This is a genomic window from Shinella sp. GW835-FHT14H05 (assembly GCF_058793575.1).
The window spans coordinates 249,992-275,829 of the sequence record NZ_JBXAFY010000006.1 but is presented as its reverse complement, the minus strand read 5'-3'; the positions used below and the strand labels follow the sequence as shown (position 1 = coordinate 275,829).

Below are 25,838 nucleotides of genomic sequence, written 5' to 3'. Positions count from 1 at the left end.
GGAGTTGAAAATGCGGGTCGTCAGTCTTTCCGAACTGCGTGCGAACATCGCAAAACACTTCGACAGCGTCGAGGCTGACCGGGACGAGTTGATTGTCACGCGGCAGAACCGCGAGCCGATGGTCATCATGTCGCTCGCCGACTTCGAAAGCTGGAAAGAGACCATGCACCTGCTGGCCAGCCCCGCCAACCGGGATCACCTGCTTGCCTCCATCCAGTCGCTGGATGCCGGCAAAGGCACCACGAGGACGCTCGAAGATCTGACCGTCGCCGGCGAATGAACATCTGCTTCTCCCCCGAAGCCTGGGCCGATTTCACCTATTGGATGGAGACGGACCGCAAGACAGCGGAAAAGATCGTGGCGTTGATCAAGCAATGCCGGCGCGAGCCGTTTTCAGGCCTCGGCAAGCCCGAGCCGCTGCGGGGCGAACTGAAAGGTTTCTGGTCTCGCCGGATAACCCAGGAACATCGTCTGATTTACCGCGTGGCCGGCAGCGGCGGCGCACAGGTGCTGGAAATCGCCGCCTGCCGCTATCACTACGGCTGACGAGCCGTCACTTCCACTCCGGCATGCGCTTGTCGAGAAACGCGCCGATGCCTTCCTTTGCATCGTCCGCGAACATGTTGTCGACCATGGTCGCGACGGCCATGTCATAAGCATCCGGCAGCGGCAGGCCGGCCTGGGCGCGCATGGCGGCTTTGCCGATGCGGAGTGCCTGGGGCGACTTCGAGGCGATGACGGCGGCGTATTTGTCGACGACCTGGCGGAGGTATTGCTGGGGCACGATGCGGTTGACGAGGCCGAAATCCTTGGCGGTCGAGGCGTCGATCGTTTCGCCGGTGAGCAGCATTTCCATCGCCTGCTTGGGGTGTGCGGCGCGGGTGACGGCGACCATGGGTGTCGAGCAGAACAGGCCGATATTGACGCCCGGCGTGCAGAAGGTGGAGGTGTCGGTGCAGATGGCGAGGTCGCAGCTTGCGACGAGCTGGCAGCCGGCGGCCGTCGCGAGGCCGTCGATCTCGGCCACCACGGGCTGCGGTAGCACGGCGATCTTCAGCATGAGATCGGCGGCCATGCGCATCGTCTGTTCGAAGAAGGCGCGGCCGCCGTCCGGATCGCCGCGGCGCGCCGTCATTTCCTTGAGGTCGTGGCCGGCGGAAAAGACTTTTCCGGTCGAGGCGAGAATGACGATGCGGATCGCCTCGTCGGCGGCAGCGGCATCGAGCGCCGCACTGAGCGCCTCCATGACGGCGATGGAGAGCGCGTTGGCCGGCGGATTGTTCAGCGTGATGCGAAGGATGGGCTCGAAGCGCTCGACACGCACCGGGTTGGCCGGCTCCTCTTTCCTGAACGACACCACATCCGCCATGACCGGCCTCCTTCGCTGTTCGGTTTTGCGGTCCTACGCCTCGCGGCAGACAGTTTCAAGCGTGGCGCCATAGACTTTGAGGGGGCTTGCCGCGGCCGGCAAATCGGTCTGTAAACGCAGGCGACAGGAGATGTGCCGATGAAACTGACGCCGATCATGGACCCGGAAGCGCTGAACCGCTTCCTCGAAGCCGATTTTCCGCAGCTTCATACGGACGGTAAGGTTTTCGAGGTGACGGAGGTGCATCCCGGCGCGATCGTCATGCGCCTCATGCCCAATGAACGGCACCTGCGCCCCGGCGGCACCATCTCCGGCCCCACGCTCTTCGCGCTTGCCGATGTCGGCGCCTGGTGCGCGGTGCTGGCGCATATCGGGCCGGTGGCGCTCGCCGTCACCACCAATCTCAACATCAATTTCCTGCGCAAGCCGGCGCCCGGCCCCCTCTCCTGCACCTGCCGGGTCCTGAAACTCGGCAAGCGGCTCGCGATCGTCGAAGCGTCGATTTTCGACGAGGATGCCGAGGATCTGGTGGCGCACGCCACCGCGACCTACTCGATTCCGCCACGATAATTTGTGGTATCAAAATACCGTATAAGCAAGCCATTGTTTTTGCTATATTATCTTTGACGCCACCCGGATCGCGTCTCTTGACGCCCAAGCAGCACTCGCTTATAAGCCGCCGAGATCGCGGTCCTTTGGGGCCGCTTTCGATTTTTGGCGTCCGCAAGGGGCCAAACCAAGCAACAAAAAGCGCCCAAAGCCGCAAGGTTTCGGGACCCCTAAAGAAAGAGCTACTCCCATGGGAACCTTCGTACAGAAGCCCGCCGAGGTAGAGAAGAAGTGGATCCTCATCGACGCCGAAGGCCTCGTTGTCGGTCGCCTCGCTACCCTGATTGCAAACCGCCTGCGCGGCAAGCATAAGGCAACCTTCACGCCCCACGTCGACGACGGTGACAACATCATCGTTATCAACGCGGAAAAGGTCGTCTTCACCGGCAAGAAGTATTCCGACAAGACGTATTACTGGCACACCGGTTATCCGGGTGGCATCAAGGAGCGTACGGCTCGCCAGATCATCGAAGGCCGCTTCCCGGAGCGCGTTCTCGAGAAGGCTGTCGAACGCATGGTTCCGCGCGGCCCGCTCGGCCGTCGCCAGATGAAGAACCTGCGCGTCTATGCCGGCTCCAACCATCCGCATGAAGCCCAGCAGCCCGTCACCCTCGACGTCGCCAAGCTGAACAGCAAGAACACAAGGAGCGCCTGATCATGGCCGACCTCTCCTCGCTCAAGGACCTCGGCGTCGCTGCCGCAGCTCCCGCTGCCTCCGCCCCGGTTCACGTCAAGAAGGTTGACGCCCAGGGTCGCTCCTACGCCACCGGCAAGCGCAAGAACGCTGTCGCCCGCGTATGGGTCAAGCCGGGCTCCGGCAAGATCACCGTCAACGGCAAGTCTTTCGAGACCTACTTCGCCCGCCCGGTTCTGCAGATGATCCTGCAGCAGCCGATCATCGCGGCTGCCCGTGATGGCCAGTTCGACATCGTTGCCACCGTCGCCGGCGGCGGTCTTTCCGGCCAGGCCGGTGCCGTTCGTCACGGCGTCTCCAAGGCACTGACCTACTTCGAACCGGGCCTGCGCGCGGTTCTGAAGAAGGGCGGCTTCCTGACCCGCGACTCGCGCGTCGTCGAACGCAAGAAGTACGGCAAGGCCAAGGCCCGCCGTTCGTTCCAGTTCTCCAAGCGTTAATCGCTCGGACGATTTTTGGTTCAGGAAAGGCCGGGGTTCGCCCCGGCTTTTTTTCGTTTTCGGCGCGTAGAATCCCTCTTGCCTTAAAGCCCGCGATTGGCGAACGTCCGGCCAGATTTCGGAGGGAATTTCATGGCCAACAAGACGATCGACCACGCCATCACGGCAAAATCGCTGAAAAGCGCTGCCTCGGACCCGACCCATGCCGGCATCCTCTCCTTCATGCGCCGGCGCTATTCGAAGGTGCTGAAGGATGTCGATGCCGTCGTCTGGGGCATTCCCTTCGATGCCGCGACCTCCAACCGCCCCGGCACCCGATTCGGGCCGCAAGCGATCCGCCGGGCTTCGGCGATCATGGACAACGATCCGCAATATCCCTTCGAGCGCGACCTCTTCGAGGACATGGCCGTCATCGACTACGGCGATTGCCTGCTCGACTACGGCAACCACCAGAAGACGCCGGCAACGATCGAGCGCGAGGCGAAGAAGATCCTCAAATCCGGCGCCTATATGCTGACGCTCGGCGGCGACCATTTCATCACGCTGCCGATCCTGCGCGCACACGCCGAAAAATATGGCCCGCTGTCGCTCGTCCAGTTCGATGCGCACCAGGATACCTGGGCGGACGAGAAGGGCCGCATCGACCATGGCTCCTTCGTCGGCACCGCCGTGCGCGAAGGGCTGATCGATGCCGAAACGTCGATCCAGATCGGCATCCGCACCCATGCGCCGGAGGATTGCGGCATCCGCATCCTCTATGGCTACGAGGTGGAGGAGATGACGGCCGGCGAACTCGCCGACACGATCGTCCACCACGTCGCCGACCGGGCGACCTACCTCACCTTCGACATCGACTGCCTCGATCCGGCCTATGCGCCCGGCACCGGCACGCCGGTCTCCGGCGGCCCGTCGAGCGCGAAGATCCTCTCGGTGCTGCGCAAGCTCGGCGCGTTGAACGTCGTCGGCTCGGATGTCGTCGAGGTTTCGCCGGCCTACGACCACGCCGACATTACCGCCATCGCGGGCTCGACCATCGCCATGTACATGCTGGGGCTGCACGCCGCGCAGCTCGCGGAACGACGCTGAACCGTCGGCATTGAATGCGACAAGGCAAGCCGCTATATCGGGCCGACCCTCGCGGGCGGTCCGCGGCGAATGCATTGACAGGATGGGATTCCAGATGAAACCGAAGATCTTCATCGATGGCGAACACGGCACGACGGGCCTGCAGATCCGCACGCGCATGGCCGGCCGCGACGATGTCGAGCTTCTGTCCATTCCGGAAGCCGAGCGGCGCAATGCGAAGCTGCGCGAAGACCTGCTGAACGACGCCGACGTCGCGATCCTCTGCCTGCCGGACGATGCCGCCAAGGAAGCCGTCGCCATGGTCGCCGGCAACAATTCCGTGCGCATCATCGACACGTCGACCGCGCACCGCGTGCACCCCGACTGGGCCTATGGCTTTGCCGAAATGGACCGCGCGCAGCCGAAGAAGATCGCGGACGCCCGCTATGTGGCCAATCCCGGCTGCTACCCGACGGGCGCCATCGGCCTCATCCGCCCGCTGCGCCTTGCCGGCATCCTGCCGGAGGACTATCCGGTCACCGTCAATGCCGTCTCCGGCTATACCGGCGGCGGCAAGCATATGATCGCGCAGATGGAGGATGCCGAGCACCCCGAGCACATCTCGTCGCCCCACTTCCTCTACGGCCTGCCGCTGAAGCACAAGCATGTGCCGGAGATGCAGGTGCACGGCACGCTGTCACGCGCGCCCCTCTTCTCGCCCTCGGTCGGAAAATTCGCTCAGGGCATGATCGTGCAGGTGCCGCTCTATCTCGCGGACCTCAACGACCACGCCTCGCTCGGCTCCATCCATGAGGCGCTCGTCGCCCACTATGCCGGCCAGGACATCGTCGAGGTGGTCGACCTCAAGGAAAGCGCAGCACTCCCCCGCGTCAACGCCGTGGAACTCGCCGACACCGACCGCATGAAGCTCTACGTCTTCGGTACCGCCGGCGCCCCCCACGTCAACCTCGTCGCCCTGCTCGACAATCTCGGGAAGGGCGCTTCGGGGGCTGCGGTGCAGAACATGGATCTGATGCTGCGGGGCTGAGTTTCGCCCCTCCTACCGCTCATACTCCCCGACAAACCCGCGCCAGTGCGCGACCGCAAAACCCAGCACGATCAGCGCACCGCCCTGGTGCGCCAGCGCCCAGCCGAGCGGCACCTGCCAGATCAGCGTCAGGATGCCGATCGTTGCCTGGAGACAGATGAGGGCGAAGAGAACGAGGGCGCGGCGGGCGTGGGTGGTTTCGGGGGAGGCGCGCAGCGATGAGAGCATGTGGATCAGCACGAGCGCGAAGAGCACGTAGGCGCCGATTCGGTGGACGAACTGCACGGTCTTCGGGTTTTCGAAGAGGTTGATCCACCAGGGCTGCTGGAGGAAGAGGCCACCGGGCACGACGGCGCCGTCCATCAGCGGCCAGGTGTTGTAGGAGAGGCCGGCGTCGAGGCCGGCGACGAGCGCGCCGAGATAGATCTGGAAGATCGCCATGCAGGCGATGATGCCGGCCATGCGCTGCGCGGTCGTGGTCGGGGCCGGATCGTCGCTGTGCGGCGAGAGCGCGCGCATCAGCCAGGTGGTCCAGGCGAAGATCAGACAGGCGATGGTGAGGTGGGTGGCGAGCCGGTACTGGCTGACGGAGACGCGGTCGGCGAGGCCTGAAGAGACCATCCACCAGCCGATGAAGCCCTGGAAACCGCCGAGCGCCAGAAGCCCGACGAGCGGCCAGCGCAGCTTCTTCTCGATGCGGCCGGTCAGCCAGAAGAAGGCGAGCGGCACGGCGAAGACGAAGCCGATGGAGCGCGCGATCAGCCGGTGTGCCCATTCCCACCAGAAGATCGTCTTGAACTCGTCGACGGTCATGCCCTTGTTGATCTGCTCATATTGCGGAATGCGCTTGTAGAGGTCGAATTCCTCCTGCCATTCCGCGGCCGTGATCGGCGGGATGACGCCGTGGATCGGCTTCCATTCGGTGATGGACAGCCCGGATTCGGTGAGCCGAGTCGCGCCGCCGACAAGCACCAGCACGAACAGCGTGAACAGCACGAAGCCGAGCCACCGGCGCACCTGGCGGCGGTTGCGGTCGGTCCTGTCCGTGTCGTAGTCACTGCGGTATGCGGTCGCGGTGGTGGCGGTCATCATAACTGCTCCTTGTCTTGGCGTTGATTTGCCCGACCGGGCCGTGCAAAACAAGGCCCGAACCTTTGCGGCATGCCGTCGCGCCCTTGCCGCTTATGAATTGAAAGACCGCCAATGCCCCCTCGCCTGCGCAAACTGATCGGCACCGTGCTGATCATCATCCTCGTCCTCGTCTATGCGCTGATCGCGACCACCGTCGCCGTCGCGACCTTGGGGGAATCGCCGTGGTGGACCCACCTCATCTATTTCACGGTGACCGGCCTGCTCTGGATCCTGCCGGCCATGCTGATCATCAAATGGATGGAAAAGCCCGGCAAGCCGCGCGACGAATAAGCTTCTATCGCGCCTTGATATGGGCGGCGAGGCCGGTCGGATAGAGCTCCCAGCCGTTCGGCAAGGCATCCGGTATGAACCACCGCGCCGTCCAGACCGAGCGGTCATGCTCGACCAGCGTGATTTCCGGGCGGCGGTAGAGGCTTTCGTCGAGCAGGCGGATGGGCGCTGCGAAGATGAATTCGCGGCCGCGCGCGCCCTCGTGCCAGAAGAGATTCTCGAAGACGGTCCAGGGGCCGTTGATGGCGATGCCGCAGTTGAGCTCCTCGCGGAACTCGCGCGCCAGCGCCTCCTCCCGCGTCTCGCCGAATTCGACGGTGCCGCCGGGCGGGCGAACGCCCTTCACGCTGCCGTCGTCCCGCGTCACTTCCGCGGCGAGCAGCCGGCTGCCCTGCCAGGCGAGGCCCAGCACCTTCACATGGATTTTCTGCGGCGGGCGCCACGTCTGCATGTCTTCCTCCTGCCCTTTGCTTTTGCGGGATTTCGTTATGAACTTGCTAACCGCACTTGCCAATTTCCCCGGGTAAGCGGGGCGATGCCACTGGATTTAAACCATTTCCGCAAGTCTGGTGCCTATGGTGTTTGTGCGGCGATCCGGCCGCATCGGGTGCATAAGGGCGACGCCATGGGAGCGATGCAACTCAATTTCCAGATCATGCCGTCCGAGCGCGAGCTCGCGAGCCGCTATTTGGGCCTTGTCGCCAGTGGCGAGCGCACGCCCTCGACGGTGCCTCTGTCGATCCGCCTGCACGACCGCATGGAATCGCTGGAAACCCGCTGGCGGGCGCTCGAAGCGGAAAACAAGCTTTCGCTCCACCAGAGCTATGACTGGTGCCGCGCCTGGGCGGAGACCCATGCCTGCAAGCTGCTGATCGTCGAAGGTTTTTCCGGCGGGCGTACCCATCTCATCCTGCCGCTCGAAATCGTGCGCCACGGGCCGGTGCGCACCGCCCGCTTCCTCGCCACCTCCTTCAGCAACATCAATACCGGGCTTTATACGGAGGAATTCCACTTCCTCGCCGCACCGCCGCGCCTGCGCCAAGCTTTTGAACAGGCCCGCAGCCAGTTCGCCCGCTATTTCGACCTGTTCATGCTGGAAAAGGTGCCGCTCAACTGGCGCGGGGAAACGAATTCCTTTGCCGACCTGCCCTCCGTTCTGAACCAGAACGCCGCCTTCCAGCTCGAGCTTTTCGACGATTTCGACCGCACGCTGGCGCAGGTCAACGCAAAACGCCGCCGCAAGAAATTCCGCCTTTCCGAGCGCCGACTGGCGACGCTTGGCGGCTACGAACACGTGGTCGCCTCCACCAACGAGGAAAGCCGCCACCTGCTCGAAACCTTCTTCCGACAGAAGGCCGCGCGTTTCGACACGATGGGCCTGCCGGACGTCTTTCGCGACGAGGAAACGCGCAATTTCTTCCGCCGCGCGATCGCTGTGCCGGCCAAGGACGGCAACTATCCGCTCCAGATCCATGCCGTGCGCCTGAAGAGTGAAAACGAGGGGCGCATCGTCGCCATTGCCGGGCTATCGCGCAAGGGCGACCATGTGATCTGCCAGTTCGGCTCGATCGACGATACGATCGCGGCCGATGCCAGCCCCGGCGAATTCCTGTTCTACCTGGCGATCCGCAAACTGTGCGGCGAAGGCGTGCGCCTCTTCGATTTCGGCATCGGCGACCAGCCCTACAAGCGCTCCTGGTGCACGATCGAGACGCCGCAGCATGACCTGCTCTGGCCGACGACGGTGGCCGGCAGCATGGTTGCGGCGGTGCATCGGGCAAAAGCCGGCGCCAAGCGGCTCATCAAGCAAAACCCGCAGGTCTATTCCTTCCTGCAGCGCATGCGCTCGGGCAAGACGGAGTTCGTCCGCGCCGGCGACGACGCGGAATAGAGATTTTTTAAGCGGCGCGGCGCCCCGGGTAACGTGGCGGCTCCGCGCCCTCGCCCGTCATCAGCACGATCTCGCTGTAGCCGGCTTCGCCAAAGGCGCCGATCAGTTCGACGATCTCGTCCTCCTCGGCACCCGGAATGGAGAGGATGATGTCCGTCTCCTGCCCGCGCGTCAGGCGTCGCACGCCCTCCACTTCGGCAGGACCACATTCGACGATCACGGTGTCATAGGCGTCGGCGAGCGAATCGATCACCATCGCCAGCCGGTCGATGCCGCGCATGGCGCGTTTGATGTTGGCGTTGCCGCGCGGGATGATATGCGCGCTGGACAGCCGGTCACCATGAATGATGTCGCCGAAGGCCGCGTCGCCGACGAGAAGGTCGGTGATGCCGGGCACATGGGTCGACTGCGCCATCAGGCGCGTCGGGCAGGCCGAGCCGGTCAGGTCGATCAGCAGCGTCTTGCGGTGTTCTTCTGCGATGCGGCGGGCAAGCATGACGGTGGCGGTCGATCCGCGGTCGCCCGAAGGCGAGACGGAAATCGCGACGGAAACATTGTTCTCGATCATATGCCAGGCGACGGAGGCCACGGAGAAGTCGCCGTCATCGGCAAGACCGGGCGTATCGAGCAGCGAAGCCTGGACGGTTTCCGGCTCGACCTCGTCTTCGTCAGGCGCAATGCTCGACAGCAAGGATTTTGCCGGCGCGCGCACGTCCTTGATGGGGCCGTAGTCCGGCCGGGCCACCGGCTCGGCGTGGACCACCTGCTCTTTGCGCACCACAGGCTCGGCATGCGCCACCGGTTCCGGCTTGACGACCGGCTCCTCCACCAGGATTTCGGGCTCGATCTCCTCGATCTCCTCTTCGCGGCGATAGGCGACGACGCCGACCGGCTTCAGCGCGCGGCCGCTGAACAGTTCGGCAAGCAGGATGACGATGGCGCTCAGTGCAAAGCCGGCGGCGGCGCCGACGATGGTGATCGGCAGGACTTTCGGGAAGGAGACTTCGGTCGGCTCGACGGCCGCCGAAATGATGCGGGCGTCGGCCGGCGTCGAGCCGCTGCCGGTACGCGACGTCGCCTCGCGGTAGCGGGCAAGATAGGTTTCAAGCAGCTGGCGCTGCGCCGTCGCCTCGCGCTCCAGCGCCTTGAGGCCGACTTCATCCTCGCCGGCGCGTGCCGTGTCCGCCTTCACCGTGTTGAGCTGCTGCACCAGTTGCGTTTCGCGCAGCCGCGCGGTCTTCGCCTCGTTTTCGAGGCTCGACAGGATTTTCTGCGTCTCCGCCTTGATCTGCCCGCGGATGCCGACGAGCTGCGAGCGCAGGCCCTTCAGCCGCGGATGGCCTTCCAGCAGCGAGGTGGAAAGATCGGAGATCTGCCCCTGGATCTGCGCCTCGCTCTCCTTCAGCCGCTGGATCATCTGCGAGCCGACGACGTCGGTCAGCGTATCGGGCGCGCCGCCGGCCGTCAGCACGTTGCGCACGCTTTCGGCGCGCGCTTCCGCATTGGCGCGTTCGCCGCGCACGCGTGCGAGTTCCGTCGAGATGTCGTTCAGCTGGCGCACGGCGAAGGTGGAGTTTTCCCCCGTCGGCAGGAGGTCGGAGTTCGAGCGATATTCGGCGACCTTCTGCTCAGCCTCGCGCACCTTCTCGCGCAAGTTGGCGATTTCCGGCTCCAGCCAGCGCGTCGCCTCGGAATTGGTGTCGAGCTTGGCGCCGCTTTGCAGCGAGAGATAGACCTTGGCCATCTCGTTCGGGATCCGCGCGGCAAGGCCCGGGTCCTTCGAGCTGAACTCGATGGCGATGACGCGCGACTTCTCGACCTGGTAGACGACGAGCTTTTCGGCAAACTCCTTCAGCACGCGGTCTTCGGGTGCGAGATCGAGCGGGTTCTTCTTGAGCCCGAAAAGAACCAGCAGGTCGGAAATGGCGGAGGGCTGCGCCGTCGGATCGAACTCCTCCAGCTCCTGCAGCTTCATGTTGCGCGTGACCTGCTTGATGAGGTCGGCGGATTTCAGGAGCTGCACCTGGCTGGCGATACCGAGTTCGTCGAAGGCCGGCTGTTCGCGGCCCTGCGAGCGATCCGTGCCCGTCGTGAAGGCCGGCTCGCGCGTTTCGATGAGGAGGCGGGCCTCGCTCTTGTATTTGGGCGTGATGAGGTTTGCGCCGGCAAAGGCGATGCCCGCGCAGGCGACGGTTGCCAGAAGCACTCGCATGCGGTTGCGCCAGATCGCGCCGAAAAGACCGCCAAGGTCGATATCGACATCCTGCTGGCTTCCGTGAACGCCCGACATATCCCTACTCCACCACACGACGATGACACGACGATTTCCGGGCACGGTAAACAAACATGGTAACGCAAGGGTTAATTACCGGCGGTTGTCCCCTCACCTTCACGCGCTTCTTTCACGAAAAAATCGGACCCGACCTGCCGCGGCCTTTACCAGCCATTAACCCTAACGGATCGATAACGGGGATCAGATTTCTGATTTGCGGGATTGGGTTCAAGCGAATGACATTCGCCACCATCAACAAGGGCATGCTGCTCGCGCTGGCACTCATCGTGCCGGCCGTTGCGGGCTGCAGCAGTTACCGCCCCGCCCCAAAGGCGTTCCACGAGGCGACCATCCAGCCCTACCGGCTCGACAGCGGCGACCGCCTGCGCGTCACCGTCTTCGAGCAGACCGGCCTTACCAACACCTATTCGATCGACCAGGCCGGCTACGTTGCCTTTCCGCTCATTGGTGCGGTGCCCGCGCGCGGCAAGACGATCCAGGAACTCGAAGGCGCCATCGCGGCAAAACTCCGCCAGGGCTATCTGCGTGATCCCGACGTCTCCATCGAGGTCGACCGCTACCGTTCGATCTACATCATGGGCGAAGTGGGCCAGGCCGGGCAGTACAGCTATGTCGCCGGCATGACGATCCAGAACGCCATCGCGGTCGCCGGCGGCTTCTCGCCGCGCGCCAACCAGGGCAATGTCGACGTCACACGCAAGATCAACGGCAAGATTCTCACGGGCCGCGTCTCCATCTCCGATCCGGTTCTGGCCGGTGATACGATCTATGTCCGTGAACGGCTGTTCTGATCGTCATGGCGGACGATGGGCCCCTGCGAATCATACATTGTTTCCGCTCCCCCATCGGCGGCATCTTCCGGCATGTGCGCGATCTCGCGGAATTCCACACGAAGGCAGGCCATGAAGTCGGGATCGTCTGCGACAGCCTTACGGGAAGCACCTTCGAGGACGGGCTTTTCGACGAAATCCGGCCCTATCTGGCACTCGGCCTCGTTCGCCTGCCGATCAGCCGGTCGGTCAGCCCGGGCGACATCCGCGCGTTCTGGAACAGCTATCATGAAATAAAAAGTTTGCAGCCGGATGTCCTGCACGGGCACGGCGCCAAGGGTGGCGCCATTGCCCGTCTCATCGGCTCAGCCCTGCGGGTCAACAGGTATCGCGTAGCCCGCCTCTACTCGCCGCATGGCGGCAGCCTGCACTACGACCGCCGCACCGCGACAGGCTTCGCGGTGCTGGCGGCCGAGCGGCTGCTCGAACCCCTCGGCGATGCGCTCGTTTTCGTCTGTGATTACGAACGGGACGCCTATGCCGCACGCGTGGGAAAACCGCGCGTGCGCACCGAGCGCATCTACAACGGCATTCACGATCGCGACTTCGAGCCCGTCTATTCGCGCGAGGACGCCGTCGATTTCCTCTATATCGGCATGCTGCGCGACCTGAAGGGACCGGACCTCTTCGTCGATGCCTTCGCGCGTACCGAACGCCGCGTCGGCCGGCCGCTGTCCGCGCTGATGATCGGCGACGGGCCGGACAAGGCGAAATACGAGGACATGATGCTGCGTGCGGGCCTTGGCCGGCGCATCGGCATGCTGCCCGCCATGAAGGCGCACGACGCCTTCGCGCTCACCCGCAACGTCGTCGTGCCGTCGCGCGCCGAGGCCATGCCCTATATCGTGCTGGAGGCGCTCGCCGCGCGAAAACCGGTGATCGCCAGCCGCGTTGGCGGGATTCCGGAAGTTCTCGGCCCCGACAGCATCGCGCTCGTCGAGCCCGGCAATCCCGATGCGCTGGCGGCCGTGATGGCCGAGGCGGTGGGCGACCCGGACTGGCGGCGCAAGGTGATGCCGGAGCCAAAGGCCTTCAAGGAAACCTTCTCCGCCTCTGTCATGTCGTCCTCGCTGCTCAGCCTCTACCGCGAGATCCTGGCGCGACAGAATGGCGGAAATCGGCACGCTTCCTGAGGTTGGTGCCTCACGCCACGTAAACGTTTCTTAGGGGCTTCGTGCTATTTCCGGTACAAAGCCTCCACAGGTGCGTGCCATGAACCATGTCGACAAGCCCGTTTCCTTCGATGCGGAAGCCCTGAGGCGGAAAGCCTCCGAGATCAGGACCATCACGCCGGGAACGCCGGCGGAAGAGTATGACGGCGGCAAGACCGTCGAGCTCAATCCGCTCGCCCAGAAGATCGCGCTCCAGTTCCGCGCCGACACCTATTCGCCCAGCATGATCATCGGCCTGCTGCGCCTCGTCGAATTCCTGGCGCTGCTGACGCTCGGTTACGGCATCCACGTGCTCTATGTCAGCATGGGCATGACGGTGTTCTACCTGTCGGTGCTCGTCGGCGGCGCGGCCATCGGCGTGCTGCTGCTACAACTCGCGGATGCCTATCAGGTGCCGGCGCTGCGCTCGCCCTGGCGCATGACGCCGCGCATCCTCGCCGCCTGGGCCATCGCCTTCGCCACGATGGCGCTCATCGTCTTCTTCTTCAAATCCGGTGATCACTATTCGCGTGTCTGGTTTGCCTCGTGGTTTGCCGCCGGCGGCGTCTACCTCGTGCTTGAGCGGCAGATCATCGCCTATTCGATCCGCCGCTGGGCCCGCAACGGCACCATGGAGCGCCGCGCCGTCATCGTCGGCGGCGGGGAGCCCGCCAAGGAGCTTATCCGCACGCTGGAACACCAGCCGGAAAACGACATCCGCATCTGCGGCATCTTCGACGACCGCGACGAGCGTCGCTCGCCCTCGATTATCGCCGGCTATCCGAAACTCGGCAATGTCGCGGAACTGGTGGAATTCGCGCGGCTGGCGCGCATCGACATGCTCATCATCTCGTTGCCGCTGTCGGCCGAGGCGCGCATCCTGGCGCTGCTCAAGAAACTCTGGGTGCTGCCCGTCGATATCCGCCTTGCGGCCCACGCCAAGGGCCTGCGCTTCCGCCCGCGCAGCTATTCGCAGGTCGGCAGCATGCCGATGCTCGACATTTTCGACAAGCCGATCGCCGACTGGGACAATGTCGCCAAGCGCATCTTCGACATCTTCTTCAGCCTGCTTGCGCTTTCCCTGCTCTGGCCGGTGATGCTCGGCGCGGCAATCGCCGTGAAACTCACCTCGAAAGGCCCGATCATCTTCAAGCAGAAGCGCCACGGCTTCAACAACGAGATCATCGAGGTCTACAAGTTCCGCTCGATGTACACGCACCTTGCCGACCCGTCGGCCAAGGCCGCCGTGACGAAGGGCGATCCGCGCGTCACTCCGGTCGGCCGGTTCCTGCGCAAGTCCTCGATCGACGAATTACCGCAGTTCTTCAATGCCCTGAGAGGCGACCTCTCCCTCGTCGGCCCCCGCCCGCACGCCATACAAGCCCAGTCGCACGACCGCAAATATGTCGATGTCGTCGAGGGTTACTTCGCCCGTCACCGGGTGAAGCCCGGCGTCACCGGCTGGGCGCAGATCAACGGCTGGCGCGGCGAGATCGACCATGACGACAAGATCCGCTTCCGCACGGAATTCGACCTCTATTACATCGAGAACTGGTCGCTCTGGCTCGACCTGAAGATCCTGTTCCTGACGCCCTTCCGCCTGCTCAATACGGAAAACGCGTATTGAGCGACGCGGCCTTACCCTACGCCCAGCCCTTCCGGCCGCATCTTGCGGCCGTTGGCATCATCGGCTCCATGCTGGTGACGGTCGGCGTGTTCCTGTCGGGTTTCGTCATCAGCGAGCCGGCGCCCTACGAGGTCTTCATGGCCGGCCTCATCGGCCTGTGGGCGATCGTCGGCCTGCGCATCTCGCGCAACATCGCGCCACTGTTGATCCTCCTCGTGCTGTTCAATGTCGGCGGCATGCTGTCGCTGACCGTGATGGACGACCTTGCCGGCGGGCCGATGTATATCGCCGTCTCGCTGTTCCTGGCGCTTTCCAGCGTCTTCTTCGCCGCCATCATCGAGGCAAGGCCCGCGCGGCTCGACCTCATCTTCCGCGCCTGGGTGGCCGGCGCCCTCATCACCTCCCTCCTCGGCATCCTCGGCTATTTCCATGCCTTTCCTGGCTCCGAGGCCTTCACGCTCTACGACCGCGCCAAGGGCGCCTTTCAGGACCCGAACGTCTTCGGCCCCTTCCTCGTCGCGCCCTCGCTCTACCTGATGCACGGGCTGCTCACCGGCCGCATCCTCGCCGCCCCCCTGAAGGTCGCGGGCGTGCTGGTCCTGGCACTCGGCCTCTTCTTGTCCTTCTCGCGCGCGGCCTGGGCGCTCTATCTCTTCTCCGTCGTGGCGCTCGTCTTCGTCATGCTTTTGAAGGAGCGCACCGGCGCCTTCCGGCTGAAGATCCTCATCCTCAGCATCTCCGCCGCCGGCCTGATGATCCTTGCGCTGGTCGTCGCCCTGCAATTCGACAAGGTCGCCGATCTCTTCTCCAGCCGCACGCAGCTCGTGCAGGAATATGACGGCGGCCATCTCGGCCGTTTCGATCGCCACCGCATCGGCTTCCTGATGGCGATGGAAAAGCCGCTCGGCATCGGGCCCATGGTGTTCAGCACGATGTTTCCGGAAGACGAGCACAATATCTGGCTGAAATCGCTTACCACCTATGGCTGGCTCGGCTTCGTCTGCTACCTCGCCCTGATCGTCTGGACGCTATGGGCCGGCTTCAAGGCGCTGCTGCGCAACCGGCCCTGGCAGCCCTACCTGATGATCGCCTACATCACCATCGGCGGCCACACCGCGATCGGCTTCGTCATCGACACGGACCACTGGCGCCATTTCTACCTGCTGCTGGGCATCGTGTGGGGCTGCCTCGCGCTTGAAGCACGCCACACAAGCAAGATCGCATCGGACCGGCCATGAGCACCAAACAGGACAGGAACCCGCGGCAGATGCGCCTGCTCCAGGTGTTGGAGCCGAGCGGCGGCGGCTCCGGCCGGCATTTCATCGACCTTTGCCGGGGCATGCAGGCGCGCGGCCATATCGTGCACGCCATCTATTCGCCGCTGAGGGCCGAAGAGCGCTTCGTCGAGGAATTGCAGTCGCTGGCGCTTGCCGGCACGCATATCGTCGCCATGACGCGCTCGCCCGGCCCCTCGGACCTCAATGCCTGGCGGGCGATCCGCGCCGTCATGCGCCGCGCCGGCCCGTTCGATATCGTGCACGGTCACAGTTCCAAAGCCGGCGCGCTCTCGCGCCTTCGCCTGCCTGGCCGCCACGTCCCGCGGGTCTACACGCCGCATGCCTTCCGCACCATGGATCCCGGCCTCGGCAATCTCGGCCGCAAGGTCTACGGCTCGATCGAAAAGCTGCTCGCGCGCGGCTTCACCGACAAGCTGATCTGCGTTTCTGCCGATGAATATGCCCATGCCCGCGCGCTCGGCATGCCGCGGGACAAACTGTCGATCGTCGTGAACGGCGTGGAGACCCCACCGGATCACGCCCGCGAGTCGGTCCGCCAGGCACTCGGCATTCCCGATAACGCACTGCTCTTTGGCTTCGTCGGCCGGCTCTGCCACCAGAAGGCGCCGGAGCGCCTGGTCGCGGCCTTCCAGCTTCTCGCCGGCCGCGTGCCGAATGCGCATCTGGTGATGATCGGTTCCGGCGAAGCGGAGCGTGCGGTCGCAAAGCAGGTCGAGGCCTCCGACCATGCCCCGCGCATCCGTCTCACCACCGGCTTCACCGGTCCGCAGGCGATGGCGGCCATCGACGTGCTCGTCATGCCGAGCCGCTACGAGGCGATGTCCTATGTCATGCTGGAGGCCGCCGCCGCCGGCAAGCCGCTGATCCTCACCGATGTCGGCGGCGCCTCCATGGTGCTGAAGGACGGCGAGAACGGCGTGCTGGTCGAAAACGACGACGACCCGAAGCGGCTTGCCGGCGCCATGCTGCGCCTCAGCGATCCCGATCGCCTCGCCCGCCACAGCGCCGCCGCCCGCGCCCGAAGCGGCGACTACAGCCTGGCCCGCATGATCAGCGAGACGGAAGCCGTCTATCGCGGCCTCATCGCCTGAAACGAAAAGGCCGCCCCTCCTCGCGGAGAGACGGCCCTCTAAAAACTCTGCCCCTATCCTACCGCCGGATCGCCCTTGCGATCGCGATAAGGACGCAGGCGCCGATGAAACCGGCGATCAGATAACCGATCCAGCCGCCGAGCGAGACGCCGATCAACCCGAGCAGCAGATTGGCCACAGCCGCGCCGACGATGCCGAGCACGATGTTCATCAGCACGCCCATGTTGCTCTTCATGAACATTTCCGCGAGCCAGCCCGCGATGCCGCCGATGATGATGGCCGCGATCCAGCCGATACCTGCATCTTCCATTCCCGTCTCCTCAAGCTCCGGATAGCACCGGCGAAGGAGCCGGCGGCAGAAGAACGCGGACAGGGGCGCAAAGTTCCGCGCGCAGAACCTGCAAACTCAGGAAATCAGGGAGAAGAAAATGGTCGGAATGGCGGGATTCGAACCCACGACCCCTTGACCCCCAGTCAAGTGCGCTACCGGGCTGCGCTACATTCCGGACCGCCGAAACCCCTATAGTCTCGGGCATTTGGATGCAAGCCCAAAAATAAACCGTCAGAACAAAAGTGGAGAATTGCAGCTTTAGGATAGTTTTGCGAGCAGAAATTCACACGGAAAACGCCACGGCTTTTCCTTCGTGTCTCCGGGGTTATCCTGGCGTTTCAGAGGTGCGGCCATGCCGGTGCCCTTACAACCGGGAAACGGTCCCTGGCTTTCATCGTTATCGGCGGTTTTGCCGCAGCGTCGGCTGAGGTCGGAAAAGTGCAATTTTTTTCACAACCGTACCGAATCGGCTGAATCAGGCCTTTCCCGGGATTAGACCAAAGTCGTAGAGTGTTGTCGCTCGCTTGTCATTTGCGAGCACTCCCCCGCGTCACAGAAAGCCAAGCGTGACGCTTGTTTTGCCCCGCCATCGTGCGGGGCTTTTTCTCTCCACTGAATCCCGTCTCCCCGCTTGACTCGAAAGCGAATGAGAACATAATGGGAACAAAAGTGAGAAGCCTTTCCCTGATCGTTAAATCAGCCTGCTTGCTGTGCCACCACAGGAGAATACCGACGTGCGACCGCTTCCCGAGTACGAAGCAAAACCGAACGATGGCAAGGACGACGCCGTAAGTGCCGCCCTCGCCTGGCATGATGGAGATGCCAAGGCGACGATCGCGACGCTGCTTGCCGATTGCGCCCACCTGCGGCGCCAGCTTGAAATGAGCCGTTCGGCGATCAGCCGGGGCTTCGTGCGTGGATGGGACCCGACGCAGCAGCGCGACTGAGGGAGGGCGGCGCGCGGCGACATGCGATGCTTGCACCCTCTCCCGCCGCAGACGCTAAAACGTCCCGCCACCTGCTATGGGGCTAACGAGCGGCAATGGCGGATCGTTCGGGTTCTTCTGGTCGCCGGGCTTGATGATCGGCGGGATAACCCCGTCTTCCTGCTTGCGATCGGGAATTCCGCCGGTGCCCTGCGGGCCGCGTGGCGTTTCGATTTCGTTGTCCGTGGGTGTGGTTTTGTCGATGGACATGTTGGTCTCCTTTCGTCGAAGGGAGAACCGATCCACTCCAGCAATGTTCCAACCGCCGCTGCTCGCCTGCTCCGTCAAGGGGCGGCCGAATATCTTCTGGCGGGCTTAGCGAACCTGGTCGAGCAGGCGCTTGCATTCCAGGAGGTCGTAGAGCGCTTCCTGCAGCAGCGCGCGGTCTTCCTTGCCCACACTGGTCTTTCCCAGCGAGATTTCCGGCGGGTCGTCGGTGCCGCCGACGAAGGAGAAGAAGCGGCGGCTGGCAGGCGCCTTGGCGCGGCCGACGATCTGGTCCTCGTCGCTGGCGGCCTTTGGCGGCGGCGGTTCTTCGTGGCTGGCGGCGGCGAGCGCCTCGACGGTCGCAAGGTCACCGCTGGCGATGGCCGCGACGAAGCGGTTGCCGTTGACCTTGAGCAGCTTCTGCACGCCCTTGATCGTGTAGCCGTGGTCGTAGAGGAGATGGCGGATGCCCTTCAGCAGGTCCACGTCTTCCGGGCGGTAATAGCGTCGCCCGCCGCCGCGCTTCATCGGCTTGATCTGCGTGAACCGCGTCTCCCAGAAACGCAGAACATGCTGCGGCAGGTCGAGATCGTCGGCCACTTCGCTGATGGTGCGGAACGCGTCCGGACTCTTGTCCATTCTACCCTCGATGAAAGCTCACGGCGCCGCCAATTCTGGACGCTGCCGAATCGTATTCATTTCAGCGGGTTGCCAGGCGATATTCAAGTTTCAAATTGCCGAACGGCCGGCAATCGGCAGAAAAATCGCCTGAAGCGCGTCGCGATCTTCCAGATCGCGCCTTGCGAGGCAGGCTTCAGGAGGCCGGCGATGCCGGTTTCTGCTTGGCCTTGCGCGAAAGATGCGATTTCAGCACCCGCTGCTTGAGCACGTTGGAGGCCTTGAAGGTCATCACCCGGCGTGGCGAAATCGGTACTTCCTCGCCGGTCTTCGGGTTGCGGCCGATGCGCTCGTTCTTGTCACGCACCTGGAAGGTCGCGAAGGAGGAGAGTTTCACGCTCTCGCCCCGCACGATGGCGTTGCAGATCTCGTCGATCACGGTTTCGACAAGCTCTGCGGATTCGGTCCTTGAAAGGCCGACCTTCCGGAAAACCGATTCGGCCAAATCTGCACGTGTCACCGTCTTGCCGCTCATCGTTCCTCACCGATTTCCTATTGAAAGCGTATGGTTAAGTGGCGGAAGAGTATTGTCCTTGCCCCCTCGGGTCAAGCGGTCCGGCGGGCCGGCGTTACGCTACCAGCGCAGCAGCACCGCGCCCCAGGTGAAGCCGCCGCCCATCGCCTCCAGAAGCACGAGGTCGCCCTCCTTGATTCGGCCGTCGCTGGCAGCCGCCGCCAGCGCCAGCGGGATCGAGGCGGCGGAGGTATTGCCGTGCAGATCGACGGTGACGACGACCTTTTCCAGCGGAATGCCGAGCTTCTTCGCCGAGCCGTCGATGATGCGCTTGTTGGCCTGGTGCGGCACCAGCCAGTCGATATCGTCGGCCGAAAAGCCGGTCGCATCGAAGGATGAGACGACAACGTCGGTGATCATGCCGACCGCATGCTTGAAGACCTCGCGGCCCTCCATGCGCAGATGGCCGACCGTGCCTGTCGTGGAGGGGCCGCCGTCGACATAGAGCTTTTCGCGGTGGGCGCCGTCGGAGCGCAGCTGCGTCGTCAGCACGCCGCGGTCCTGGTTGGTGCCCGCACCCTCCTGGGCTTCCAGCACGATGGCGCCGGCGCCGTCGCCGAAGAGCACGCAGGTCGTGCGGTCGGTCCAGTCGAGGATGCGCGAGAAGGTCTCGGCGCCGATGACCAGCACGCGTTTGGCCAGACCCCCGCGGATATAGGCGTCGGCGGTCGTCACCGCATAGACGAAACCGGAACAGACGGCCTGCACGTCGAAGGCGAAGCCGTGATGCATGCCGAGGCGGTTCTGGATGTTGACGGCGGTCGCCGGGAAGGTGTTGTCCGGCGTCGAGGTCGCGACGATGATGACGTCGATGTCGGCGGCCGTCAGGCCCGCCTTGTCGAGCGCCGCGCGCGCGGCGCCTTCGCCGAGCGAAGCGGTCGTCTCGCCCTCGCCCGCGATGTAGCGCTGGCGAATGCCGGTGCGCTGCACGATCCAGTCATCGGACGTGTCGACCATGCTTTCAAGTTCGGCATTGGTGAGTACCCGCTTCGGAAGCGCTGTTCCGAAGCCGCGGACCACTGAACGGATCATTCTATACCTCGTCGATCATGCCCTGGGCGGCGCCTTCAACGGGGCGGCCCGCATGATACTTCTGCAAATCTTTTTCGATCTTGTCCTTGAGGCCGTTGCGGGCCATGTCGTAGCCGACATCCACCGCGGCCGCGAACCCTTCGGCATCCGTGCCGCCATGGCTCTTGATGACGATGCCGTTCAGGCCCAGGAACACGCCGCCATTGACCTTGCGCGGGTCCATCTTCTCGCGCACCCGGTCGAAGGCGCTCTTGGCGAGAATATAGCCGAGCTTGGCAAGCCAGGTGCGCGACATGGCCGCGCGCAGGTACTCGGCCATCTGCCGCGCCGTGCCTTCCGCCGCCTTCAGCGCAATGTTGCCCGCAAAACCTTCCGTCACCACCACATCCACCGTGCCGCGACCGATATCGTCGCCTTCCACGAATCCGTAATAGTCGATCGTGTCGAAATTGGCCTCGCGGATGAGCTGGCCCGCGGCTTTCACCTCTTCCTGGCCCTTGATCTCCTCGACGCCGACATTGAGCAGGCCGAGCGTCGGCCGGTCGATCTCGAACAGCGCGCGCGCCATGGCGCCGCCCATCAGCGCGAAATCGAAGAGCTGGCCCGCATCCGCGCCGATCGTCGCGCCGATATCGAGCACGATGCTCTCGCCCTTCAGCGTCGGCCAGATGCCGGCGATCGCCGGGCGCTCGATATTGGCCATCATGCGCAGGCAGAATTTCGACATGGCCATCAGCGCGCCGGTATTGCCGGCGGAGACGGCGACATCGGCCTCGTTCTTGGCGACCGCATCGATCGCCCGCCACATGGAGGATTTGCCGCGGCCGCGGCGCAGCGCCTGGCTCGGCTTCTCGTCCATGGCGACGGCGACGTCGCAATGATGGAAGACGCTTGCGGCCTTCAGCTTGGGATATTGCGCCAGGATCGGCTCGCATTCGGCAGAAATGCCGAAAAGCACGAAGCGAATGTCGGGATGGCGCTCGAGAGCCTTGGCTGCGCCTGGGATAGCGACCTTGGGGCCGAAATCGCCACCCATGACGTCGACGGAAATTCTGACCACGCGTGTCTTGCCTTAGTTCTTGTTTTCCAGGGGCAGAGGCCTGCCGCGGCGGAATTCGGTCAAAATACCGCTTTTCGCCGGGGGCACAACTGAATTATCGGGCGCTTATGGAGCCGTTCAGTCTTTTTTCCAGTCCTTGAGAACGGCGAAGGGCGAAGGCTTCCGATCGTCCTTGTCGGTGCTTTCGATATGGCCGGAAAAGGCGACGTCGGCCCGGCGCGGATAGGGATCGATCGCCAGCGCGACATGTTCGGCGGCGGTCACGCCCGCGTCGATCGTGTCGCCGGAGAAGATTTCCGGCGCGTCCGGACCATCGGGATCGAGCAGCATCTCCCCGCTCTCCGTCGCCAGCGGAAGCCGCGCGAGCTTGGAGCCCTCCGGCACGAAGATGACATCGACCGGCTCGTCGATATGCGCCTCGACCGGATCGAGCGTCACGACGCAGGCCTGCACGATATCCGCCGCGACACGCCCCTTGAGGCGCACGCCGTCGCGCTTCCAGCGCTGCACCTGGAGGGTGGCGGACAGTGCCTTCACCTCCAGCACGGACCAGAGCCTTGCCAGCCCCGCGCGCTCCTCGGCGTCGGCCTCGATCGTCACCGAGACCGGGTTGGCGGAGATGTGCCCCACCTTGACCGGGTAGGAAAATGGCGTGTCGTCTGTGTTCATTCTCTCGTCCTTGCGCCGCCTTCAGGCGGTCTGTCCTTGTTCGCCGGGTTCCGCGACGCGTAGCGCACCGATCTCGATCTCGTCCTCGCCGACGGCCGTCATGGTCTTTTCGGCCGAAAACAGGTAGTCGGCAAGCCCCGCCATCGACGGCGCGCCCTCGCCCGCCTGCGGATGGATGTTGCGGCGGAGTGCTGCTGCAAGCGCCTCGCGGTCGCCGGAATCGAGCGCCGCGGCATAGGATTCCAGCCGGCCGTAGAACATGCCGGCAAACTTCTTCATGCGCTTCGGCACGCCGACATCGCCCACACCGAGCTCGCGAATCGAGTGATCGACGTCCTCGAAGAAGGCGTCGACGATCTCCTGGGCGATCTCCTGGCCCGACGTCGCACTTTTGCGCGTGCGCCGGAAGTAGAGGATCAGCATGGCCGACAGCATCTCGAAACGGCCCATCACCGTATCCGGAACATCAAGCACTTCATAGAGATAGGGGTGACGCGCAGCCTTTGTCAGCGTCGCGTACTGTTTTTCGACGATGCGCCGGTTGCCGTTTTTTTTGCCGAACAGGCCGAAAATCATCATAAAGCCTAGTTTTGCCCGATTCAAACAATGGAGCCGTCGCAAGTCATGTTGCATGACGGTCGAAGCTGGTTTACCGAAGCAGGCATGAATTGCAATGGCTGCGCGGCCATCACAGTCCCGGGGATGTTGTTGAAGAGAGATGCTCTGAACATGAAGCTGTTGCGTAACGCCGCCATTGCCGTCACCCTCTCCGCATCCGTTCTTGCAGGCTGCCAGGGTCCGGGCGAAGTGCTGCATCAAGGGTATGTCGTCGACCAGGAAACCCTAGCGCTGGCACCGGTCGGCTCGTCGCGCGAACAGGTCCTGCTCTCGCTCGGCTCGCCGTCGGCGACCGCGACCTTCGACAACGAAGTTTTCTATTACATTTCCCAGAAGCGCACGCGCCCGGTCGCCTTCATGAAGCCGAAGGTCGTCGAGCAAAGCATTCTCGCCGTCTACTTCGACAAGGAAGGCGTCGTCGAACGCCTCGCCCATTACACGCTGAAGGACGGTCGCGTCTTCGACATGATCTCCCGCGTCACCCCCACCGGCGGCAACGAGCTCACCTTCCTCGGCCAGCTCTTGCGCGGCAGCGGCGGCAATGCACCGGGTGCGGCGATCCAGAACTTCTTCAACACTGGCGGCCCCAAGTAAGCGCCGGCTTTATCGCAAGAATCAAAAACCCCGGGGATCGCTCCCCGGGGTTTTCTTTTGTGCGTCTTGCCGATCAGGCCAGGACGGCGAGCAGCAGGAGCGCCACGATGTTGGTGATCTTGATCGCCGGGTTGACGGCCGGGCCTGCCGTATCCTTGTAGGGGTCACCGACGGTATCGCCGGTAACGGAGGCCTTGTGGGCCTCGGAACCCTTCATGTGGCGCTGGCCGTCCTTGTCGACGAAGCCGTCTTCGAAGCTCTTCTTGGCATTGTCCCATGCGCCGCCACCAGACGTCATGGAGATGGCCACGAAGAGGCCGTTGACGATGACGCCGAGCAGCGACGCGCCGAGCGCGGCGAAGGCCGACGCCTTGGAGCCGGAGATCAGCAGCACGCCGAAATAGACGACGAGCGGCGCCAGCACCGGCAGCAGCGAGGGCACGATCATCTCGCGGATCGCCGCCTTGGTGAGAAGGTCCACCGCGCGGCCATAGTCCGGCCGTTCGGTGCCGGCCATGATGCCGGGCTTCTCGCGGAACTGCCTGCGCACTTCCTCCACGATGGCGCCAGCCGCACGGCCGACGGCGGTCATCGCGATGCCGCCGAAGAGATACGGGATGAGACCGCCGAAGATCAGGCCGGCAACGACATAGGGGTTGGAGAGGTCGAAGGAGACCGGCCCCATATCCGCGAAATACGGATATTTGTCCCCGTTTGCCGCGAAATAGGCGAGGTCGTTCGAATAGGCGGCGAAGAGCACCAGCGCGCCGAGGCCCGCCGAACCGATCGCATAGCCCTTGGTGACGGCCTTCGTCGTGTTGCCGACGGCATCGAGCGCGTCGGTCGACTTGCGCACTTCCGGCGGCAGGTGTGACATTTCGGCGATGCCGCCGGCATTGTCGGTGACCGGGCCGAAGGCATCGAGCGCCACGATCATGCCGGCGATGCCGAGCATGCCGGTGACGGCGATGCCCGTGCCGAACAGGCCGGCCAACTGGTAGGTGGAAATGATGCCGCCGACGATGACGATGGCCGGCAGTGCCGTCGATTCCAGTGAGACCGCGAGGCCCTGGATGACGTTCGTGCCGTGGCCGGTGACCGATGCCTGGGCGATCGAGTTCACCGGGCGCTTGTTGGTGCCGGTATAATATTCGGTGATCACCACGATGAGCGCCGTCACCACGAGGCCGAGCAGGCCGCAGATGAAGAGGTTCGTGCCGGTGATCTCCTTGCCGGCGACGGTGCCGACGACACCCCAGCCGACGGTGACCGACGTCGCGGCCGCTAGGCCAAGGATCGACAGCGCGCCCGTGACGATGAGGCCCCGGTAGAGGGCGCCCATGATCGAGCCGTTCGAGCCGAGCTTGACGAAGAAGGTGCCAATGATCGAGGTGATGATGCAGGCGCCGCAGATGGCCAGCGGATAGATCATGGCGGTGCCGAGAACCGGGGCGCCGGCAAAGAAGATCGCCGCGAGAACCATGGTGGCGACGACGGTCACCGCATAGGTCTCGAACAGGTCGGCGGCCATGCCGGCGCAATCGCCGACATTGTCGCCCACATTGTCGGCGATGGTCGCCGGGTTACGCGGGTCGTCTTCCGGAATACCGGCTTCCACCTTGCCGACGAGATCGCCGCCGACGTCCGCGCCCTTGGTGAAGATGCCGCCGCCGAGACGGGCGAAGATGGAGATCAGCGAGGCGCCGAAGCCGAGCGCCACCAGCGCATCGATGACCTCACGCGAGGCCGGATCCTGGCCGAGGATGGCGGTGAGATAGCCGTAGTAGATCGAGACGCCGAGAAGGGCGAGGCCCGCCACCAGCATGCCGGTGATCGCGCCCGACTTGAAGGCAATATCGAGGCCGGAGGACAGGCTGACGGACGCGGCCTGTGCCGTGCGCACATTGGCCCGCACGGAAACGTGCATGCCGATGAAGCCAGCAACACCCGACAGCACGGCGCCGATCAGGAAACCGATCGCAGCCGTTGCGGAAAGCAGTAGCCAGGTGCCGACGAAAACGACGACCCCGACGATGGCAATGGTCTTGTATTGCCGGGTGAGGTAGGCCTGCGCCCCTTCCCGGATATAACCTGCAATTTCCTGCATGCGGGCATTCCCCTGATCGGCGGCAAGCACCGACCGCGTCGCCCAGATGGCATAAACCACCGAGAGCAACCCGCATGCGATCACGCCCAACAATATGGTCATTTTCGCTCTGTCCTCCTTGGAGACCGCCGGGTCCTCTCCCTGCGGCCGGTTCGCGCCCGTCCCCGTTTTGCCTCCTCACAAGGCGGGGGCCGGCGCGCGGCCAGAGTGCGTT

The 25,838-nt window shown here is 64.0% G+C and carries 29 protein-coding genes and 1 tRNA gene; 16 read left to right on the top strand and 14 right to left on the bottom strand.

From position 1 onward, the window contains the following. Positions 1-10: 10 nt before the first annotated feature. Positions 11-280 carry a type II toxin-antitoxin system Phd/YefM family antitoxin gene (locus AC1Q6Z_RS19970; protein ID WP_492648991.1) on the top strand — a complete coding sequence of 90 codons (270 nt, stop codon included), beginning with the start codon at positions 11-13 and terminating at the stop codon, positions 278-280. After that, positions 277-546, top strand: coding sequence for a Txe/YoeB family addiction module toxin (locus tag AC1Q6Z_RS19965; RefSeq protein WP_492648990.1), 270 nt, complete (start codon positions 277-279; stop codon positions 544-546). The genes AC1Q6Z_RS19970 and AC1Q6Z_RS19965 overlap by 4 nt, the downstream gene beginning before the upstream one ends. A 7-nt stretch (positions 547-553) precedes the next feature. Here AC1Q6Z_RS19965 and AC1Q6Z_RS19960 read toward each other — a convergent pair whose 3' ends face one another. Continuing rightward, the gene (locus AC1Q6Z_RS19960; protein WP_492648989.1) at positions 554-1,369 is read right to left on the bottom strand and encodes an enoyl-CoA hydratase; all 816 of its coding nucleotides are present in this window, start codon (positions 1,367-1,369) and stop codon (positions 554-556) included. A gap of 138 nt (positions 1,370-1,507) precedes the next feature. Between AC1Q6Z_RS19960 and AC1Q6Z_RS19955 the strand changes: the two genes are divergently transcribed. The 5 genes from AC1Q6Z_RS19955 to argC all read left to right on the top strand — a co-directional run bounded on the left by AC1Q6Z_RS19955 (position 1,508) and on the right by argC (position 5,225). Beyond that, entirely contained in the window at positions 1,508-1,939 is a 432-nt protein-coding gene (locus tag AC1Q6Z_RS19955) for a PaaI family thioesterase (protein WP_439617019.1), read from the top strand. Positions 1,940-2,168: 229 nt separating this feature from the next. Next, positions 2,169-2,633: a 50S ribosomal protein L13 gene (gene rplM, locus AC1Q6Z_RS19950; protein ID WP_256118930.1), complete on the top strand. Its 465-nt coding sequence runs from the start codon at positions 2,169-2,171 to the stop codon at positions 2,631-2,633. A 2-nt stretch (positions 2,634-2,635) separates the two neighbouring features. Further along, entirely contained in the window at positions 2,636-3,112 is a 477-nt protein-coding gene (gene rpsI / locus AC1Q6Z_RS19945; protein ID WP_256118929.1) for a 30S ribosomal protein S9, read from the top strand. A gap of 132 nt (positions 3,113-3,244) precedes the next feature. Next, the gene (speB, locus tag AC1Q6Z_RS19940; protein ID WP_319311693.1) at positions 3,245-4,198 is read left to right on the top strand and encodes an agmatinase; all 954 of its coding nucleotides are present in this window, start codon (positions 3,245-3,247) and stop codon (positions 4,196-4,198) included. A gap of 94 nt (positions 4,199-4,292) precedes the next feature. Beyond that, positions 4,293-5,225 carry an N-acetyl-gamma-glutamyl-phosphate reductase gene (argC, locus tag AC1Q6Z_RS19935; protein ID WP_492648988.1) on the top strand — a complete coding sequence of 311 codons (933 nt, stop codon included), beginning with the start codon at positions 4,293-4,295 and terminating at the stop codon, positions 5,223-5,225. A 12-nt stretch (positions 5,226-5,237) separates the two neighbouring features. Here argC and AC1Q6Z_RS19930 read toward each other — a convergent pair whose 3' ends face one another. Then, complete coding sequence (locus tag AC1Q6Z_RS19930) at positions 5,238-6,317, bottom strand: COX15/CtaA family protein (protein WP_492648987.1); 1,080 nt, start codon at positions 6,315-6,317, stop codon at positions 5,238-5,240. A gap of 111 nt (positions 6,318-6,428) precedes the next feature. On the opposite strand from AC1Q6Z_RS19930, the gene AC1Q6Z_RS19925 reads away from it, so the two are divergent. Further along, positions 6,429-6,647, top strand: coding sequence for a DUF2842 domain-containing protein (locus tag AC1Q6Z_RS19925; RefSeq protein ID WP_256118925.1), 219 nt, complete (start codon positions 6,429-6,431; stop codon positions 6,645-6,647). 4 nt (positions 6,648-6,651) lie between these two features. Here the strand turns inward: AC1Q6Z_RS19925 and AC1Q6Z_RS19920 are convergent, their stop codons facing one another. After that, positions 6,652-7,098, bottom strand: a complete 447-nt coding sequence (locus AC1Q6Z_RS19920) for an NUDIX hydrolase (RefSeq protein ID WP_492648986.1) — start codon at positions 7,096-7,098, stop codon at positions 6,652-6,654. A 174-nt stretch (positions 7,099-7,272) separates the two neighbouring features. On the opposite strand from AC1Q6Z_RS19920, the gene AC1Q6Z_RS19915 reads away from it, so the two are divergent. After that, a complete protein-coding gene (locus AC1Q6Z_RS19915; RefSeq protein WP_492648985.1) occupies positions 7,273-8,538 on the top strand; it encodes a GNAT family N-acetyltransferase in 1,266 nt (421 codons plus the stop codon). A 7-nt stretch (positions 8,539-8,545) separates the two neighbouring features. Here the strand turns inward: AC1Q6Z_RS19915 and AC1Q6Z_RS19910 are convergent, their stop codons facing one another. After that, positions 8,546-10,828: an exopolysaccharide transport family protein gene (locus tag AC1Q6Z_RS19910; RefSeq protein ID WP_492648984.1), complete on the bottom strand. Its 2,283-nt coding sequence runs from the start codon at positions 10,826-10,828 to the stop codon at positions 8,546-8,548. Positions 10,829-11,046: 218 nt separating this feature from the next. On the opposite strand from AC1Q6Z_RS19910, the gene AC1Q6Z_RS19905 reads away from it, so the two are divergent. The 5 genes from AC1Q6Z_RS19905 (at position 11,047) to AC1Q6Z_RS19885 (ending at position 16,828) form a co-directional block, all read left to right on the top strand. Next, positions 11,047-11,622 carry a polysaccharide biosynthesis/export family protein gene (locus tag AC1Q6Z_RS19905; protein WP_256118921.1) on the top strand — a complete coding sequence of 192 codons (576 nt, stop codon included), beginning with the start codon at positions 11,047-11,049 and terminating at the stop codon, positions 11,620-11,622. Positions 11,623-11,627: 5 nt separating this feature from the next. Next, the gene (locus AC1Q6Z_RS19900) at positions 11,628-12,794 is read left to right on the top strand and encodes a glycosyltransferase family 4 protein (RefSeq protein WP_435265253.1); all 1,167 of its coding nucleotides are present in this window, start codon (positions 11,628-11,630) and stop codon (positions 12,792-12,794) included. Positions 12,795-12,873: 79 nt separating this feature from the next. Next, positions 12,874-14,439 (top strand): undecaprenyl-phosphate glucose phosphotransferase, encoded by a 1,566-nt coding sequence (locus AC1Q6Z_RS19895; protein WP_492648983.1) that lies wholly within the window; start codon positions 12,874-12,876, stop codon positions 14,437-14,439. Then, the gene (locus AC1Q6Z_RS19890; RefSeq protein WP_492648982.1) at positions 14,436-15,677 is read left to right on the top strand and encodes an O-antigen ligase family protein; all 1,242 of its coding nucleotides are present in this window, start codon (positions 14,436-14,438) and stop codon (positions 15,675-15,677) included. Before AC1Q6Z_RS19895 ends, AC1Q6Z_RS19890 begins: the two co-directional genes overlap by 4 nt. Further along, positions 15,674-16,828, top strand: a complete 1,155-nt coding sequence (locus tag AC1Q6Z_RS19885) for a glycosyltransferase (RefSeq protein WP_492648981.1) — start codon at positions 15,674-15,676, stop codon at positions 16,826-16,828. Before AC1Q6Z_RS19890 ends, AC1Q6Z_RS19885 begins: the two co-directional genes overlap by 4 nt. 58 nt (positions 16,829-16,886) lie before the next feature. Here AC1Q6Z_RS19885 and AC1Q6Z_RS19880 read toward each other — a convergent pair whose 3' ends face one another. Both AC1Q6Z_RS19880 and AC1Q6Z_RS19875 read right to left on the bottom strand, forming a co-directional pair. Then, the gene (locus tag AC1Q6Z_RS19880; RefSeq protein ID WP_256118916.1) at positions 16,887-17,138 is read right to left on the bottom strand and encodes a GlsB/YeaQ/YmgE family stress response membrane protein; all 252 of its coding nucleotides are present in this window, start codon (positions 17,136-17,138) and stop codon (positions 16,887-16,889) included. Between the two features lie 119 nt (positions 17,139-17,257). After that, positions 17,258-17,334, bottom strand: a tRNA-Pro gene (locus AC1Q6Z_RS19875). A 559-nt stretch (positions 17,335-17,893) separates the two neighbouring features. Here AC1Q6Z_RS19875 and AC1Q6Z_RS19870 point away from each other — a divergent pair. Further along, on the top strand, positions 17,894-18,106 hold the full coding sequence (locus AC1Q6Z_RS19870) for a hypothetical protein (protein ID WP_435265250.1): 213 nt from the start codon (positions 17,894-17,896) through the stop codon (positions 18,104-18,106). 54 nt (positions 18,107-18,160) lie between these two features. Here AC1Q6Z_RS19870 and AC1Q6Z_RS19865 read toward each other — a convergent pair whose 3' ends face one another. The 7 genes from AC1Q6Z_RS19865 to AC1Q6Z_RS19835 all read right to left on the bottom strand — a co-directional run bounded on the left by AC1Q6Z_RS19865 (position 18,161) and on the right by AC1Q6Z_RS19835 (position 22,881). Beyond that, positions 18,161-18,355 carry a hypothetical protein gene (locus AC1Q6Z_RS19865; RefSeq protein ID WP_492648980.1) on the bottom strand — a complete coding sequence of 65 codons (195 nt, stop codon included), beginning with the start codon at positions 18,353-18,355 and terminating at the stop codon, positions 18,161-18,163. Positions 18,356-18,460: 105 nt separating this feature from the next. Continuing rightward, positions 18,461-18,991 carry a MerR family transcriptional regulator gene (locus AC1Q6Z_RS19860; protein WP_256118913.1) on the bottom strand — a complete coding sequence of 177 codons (531 nt, stop codon included), beginning with the start codon at positions 18,989-18,991 and terminating at the stop codon, positions 18,461-18,463. Positions 18,992-19,166: 175 nt separating this feature from the next. After that, entirely contained in the window at positions 19,167-19,505 is a 339-nt protein-coding gene (locus AC1Q6Z_RS19855) for an integration host factor subunit alpha (RefSeq protein ID WP_023513396.1), read from the bottom strand. Between the two features lie 99 nt (positions 19,506-19,604). Next, a complete protein-coding gene (locus AC1Q6Z_RS19850; RefSeq protein ID WP_435265247.1) occupies positions 19,605-20,576 on the bottom strand; it encodes a beta-ketoacyl-ACP synthase III in 972 nt (323 codons plus the stop codon). 1 nt (position 20,577) lies between these two features. Further along, on the bottom strand, positions 20,578-21,636 hold the full coding sequence (gene plsX / locus AC1Q6Z_RS19845; protein ID WP_256118910.1) for a phosphate acyltransferase PlsX: 1,059 nt from the start codon (positions 21,634-21,636) through the stop codon (positions 20,578-20,580). A 117-nt stretch (positions 21,637-21,753) separates the two neighbouring features. Further along, positions 21,754-22,305 (bottom strand): YceD family protein, encoded by a 552-nt coding sequence (locus AC1Q6Z_RS19840; protein ID WP_439628249.1) that lies wholly within the window; start codon positions 22,303-22,305, stop codon positions 21,754-21,756. 21 nt (positions 22,306-22,326) lie between these two features. Further along, positions 22,327-22,881, bottom strand: a complete 555-nt coding sequence (locus AC1Q6Z_RS19835; RefSeq protein WP_492649045.1) for a ubiquinol-cytochrome C chaperone family protein — start codon at positions 22,879-22,881, stop codon at positions 22,327-22,329. Positions 22,882-23,034: 153 nt separating this feature from the next. On the opposite strand from AC1Q6Z_RS19835, the gene AC1Q6Z_RS19830 reads away from it, so the two are divergent. Continuing rightward, positions 23,035-23,517 carry an outer membrane protein assembly factor BamE gene (locus AC1Q6Z_RS19830; RefSeq protein WP_439617005.1) on the top strand — a complete coding sequence of 161 codons (483 nt, stop codon included), beginning with the start codon at positions 23,035-23,037 and terminating at the stop codon, positions 23,515-23,517. Between the two features lie 73 nt (positions 23,518-23,590). Here AC1Q6Z_RS19830 and AC1Q6Z_RS19825 read toward each other — a convergent pair whose 3' ends face one another. After that, positions 23,591-25,726, bottom strand: a complete 2,136-nt coding sequence (locus tag AC1Q6Z_RS19825; RefSeq protein ID WP_439617004.1) for a sodium-translocating pyrophosphatase — start codon at positions 25,724-25,726, stop codon at positions 23,591-23,593. Positions 25,727-25,838 lie beyond the last annotated feature (112 nt).

Excerpts from the sequence above, each read along its gene's own strand:
- AC1Q6Z_RS19915 (WP_492648985.1), top strand. The coding sequence starts at position 7,273 with ATGGGAGCGATGCAACTCAATTTCCAGATCATGCCGTCCGAGCGCGAG.
- AC1Q6Z_RS19965 (WP_492648990.1), top strand. The coding sequence starts at position 277 with ATGAACATCTGCTTCTCCCCCGAAGCCTGGGCCGATTTCACCTATTGG.
- AC1Q6Z_RS19895 (WP_492648983.1), top strand. The coding sequence starts at position 12,874 with ATGAACCATGTCGACAAGCCCGTTTCCTTCGATGCGGAAGCCCTGAGG.
- AC1Q6Z_RS19830 (WP_439617005.1), top strand. The coding sequence starts at position 23,035 with ATGAAGCTGTTGCGTAACGCCGCCATTGCCGTCACCCTCTCCGCATCC.
- rplM (WP_256118930.1), top strand. The coding sequence starts at position 2,169 with ATGGGAACCTTCGTACAGAAGCCCGCCGAGGTAGAGAAGAAGTGGATC.
- AC1Q6Z_RS19960 (WP_492648989.1), bottom strand. The coding sequence starts at position 1,369 with ATGGCGGATGTGGTGTCGTTCAGGAAAGAGGAGCCGGCCAACCCGGTG.
- AC1Q6Z_RS19905 (WP_256118921.1), top strand. The coding sequence starts at position 11,047 with ATGACATTCGCCACCATCAACAAGGGCATGCTGCTCGCGCTGGCACTC.
- AC1Q6Z_RS19835 (WP_492649045.1), bottom strand. The coding sequence starts at position 22,881 with ATGATTTTCGGCCTGTTCGGCAAAAAAAACGGCAACCGGCGCATCGTC.
- AC1Q6Z_RS19920 (WP_492648986.1), bottom strand. The coding sequence starts at position 7,098 with ATGCAGACGTGGCGCCCGCCGCAGAAAATCCATGTGAAGGTGCTGGGC.
- AC1Q6Z_RS19900 (WP_435265253.1), top strand. The coding sequence starts at position 11,628 with ATGGCGGACGATGGGCCCCTGCGAATCATACATTGTTTCCGCTCCCCC.
- AC1Q6Z_RS19880 (WP_256118916.1), bottom strand. The coding sequence starts at position 17,138 with ATGGAAGATGCAGGTATCGGCTGGATCGCGGCCATCATCATCGGCGGC.
- AC1Q6Z_RS19825 (WP_439617004.1), bottom strand. The coding sequence starts at position 25,726 with ATGACCATATTGTTGGGCGTGATCGCATGCGGGTTGCTCTCGGTGGTT.
- AC1Q6Z_RS19855 (WP_023513396.1), bottom strand. The coding sequence starts at position 19,505 with ATGAGCGGCAAGACGGTGACACGTGCAGATTTGGCCGAATCGGTTTTC.
- AC1Q6Z_RS19955 (WP_439617019.1), top strand. The coding sequence starts at position 1,508 with ATGAAACTGACGCCGATCATGGACCCGGAAGCGCTGAACCGCTTCCTC.
- AC1Q6Z_RS19930 (WP_492648987.1), bottom strand. The coding sequence starts at position 6,317 with ATGATGACCGCCACCACCGCGACCGCATACCGCAGTGACTACGACACG.
- AC1Q6Z_RS19885 (WP_492648981.1), top strand. The coding sequence starts at position 15,674 with ATGAGCACCAAACAGGACAGGAACCCGCGGCAGATGCGCCTGCTCCAG.
- AC1Q6Z_RS19910 (WP_492648984.1), bottom strand. The coding sequence starts at position 10,828 with ATGTCGGGCGTTCACGGAAGCCAGCAGGATGTCGATATCGACCTTGGC.
- AC1Q6Z_RS19840 (WP_439628249.1), bottom strand. The coding sequence starts at position 22,305 with ATGAACACAGACGACACGCCATTTTCCTACCCGGTCAAGGTGGGGCAC.
- speB (WP_319311693.1), top strand. The coding sequence starts at position 3,245 with ATGGCCAACAAGACGATCGACCACGCCATCACGGCAAAATCGCTGAAA.
- AC1Q6Z_RS19970 (WP_492648991.1), top strand. The coding sequence starts at position 11 with ATGCGGGTCGTCAGTCTTTCCGAACTGCGTGCGAACATCGCAAAACAC.
- argC (WP_492648988.1), top strand. The coding sequence starts at position 4,293 with ATGAAACCGAAGATCTTCATCGATGGCGAACACGGCACGACGGGCCTG.
- rpsI (WP_256118929.1), top strand. The coding sequence starts at position 2,636 with ATGGCCGACCTCTCCTCGCTCAAGGACCTCGGCGTCGCTGCCGCAGCT.
- AC1Q6Z_RS19865 (WP_492648980.1), bottom strand. The coding sequence starts at position 18,355 with ATGTCCATCGACAAAACCACACCCACGGACAACGAAATCGAAACGCCA.
- AC1Q6Z_RS19860 (WP_256118913.1), bottom strand. The coding sequence starts at position 18,991 with ATGGACAAGAGTCCGGACGCGTTCCGCACCATCAGCGAAGTGGCCGAC.
- AC1Q6Z_RS19925 (WP_256118925.1), top strand. The coding sequence starts at position 6,429 with ATGCCCCCTCGCCTGCGCAAACTGATCGGCACCGTGCTGATCATCATC.
- AC1Q6Z_RS19850 (WP_435265247.1), bottom strand. The coding sequence starts at position 20,576 with ATGATCCGTTCAGTGGTCCGCGGCTTCGGAACAGCGCTTCCGAAGCGG.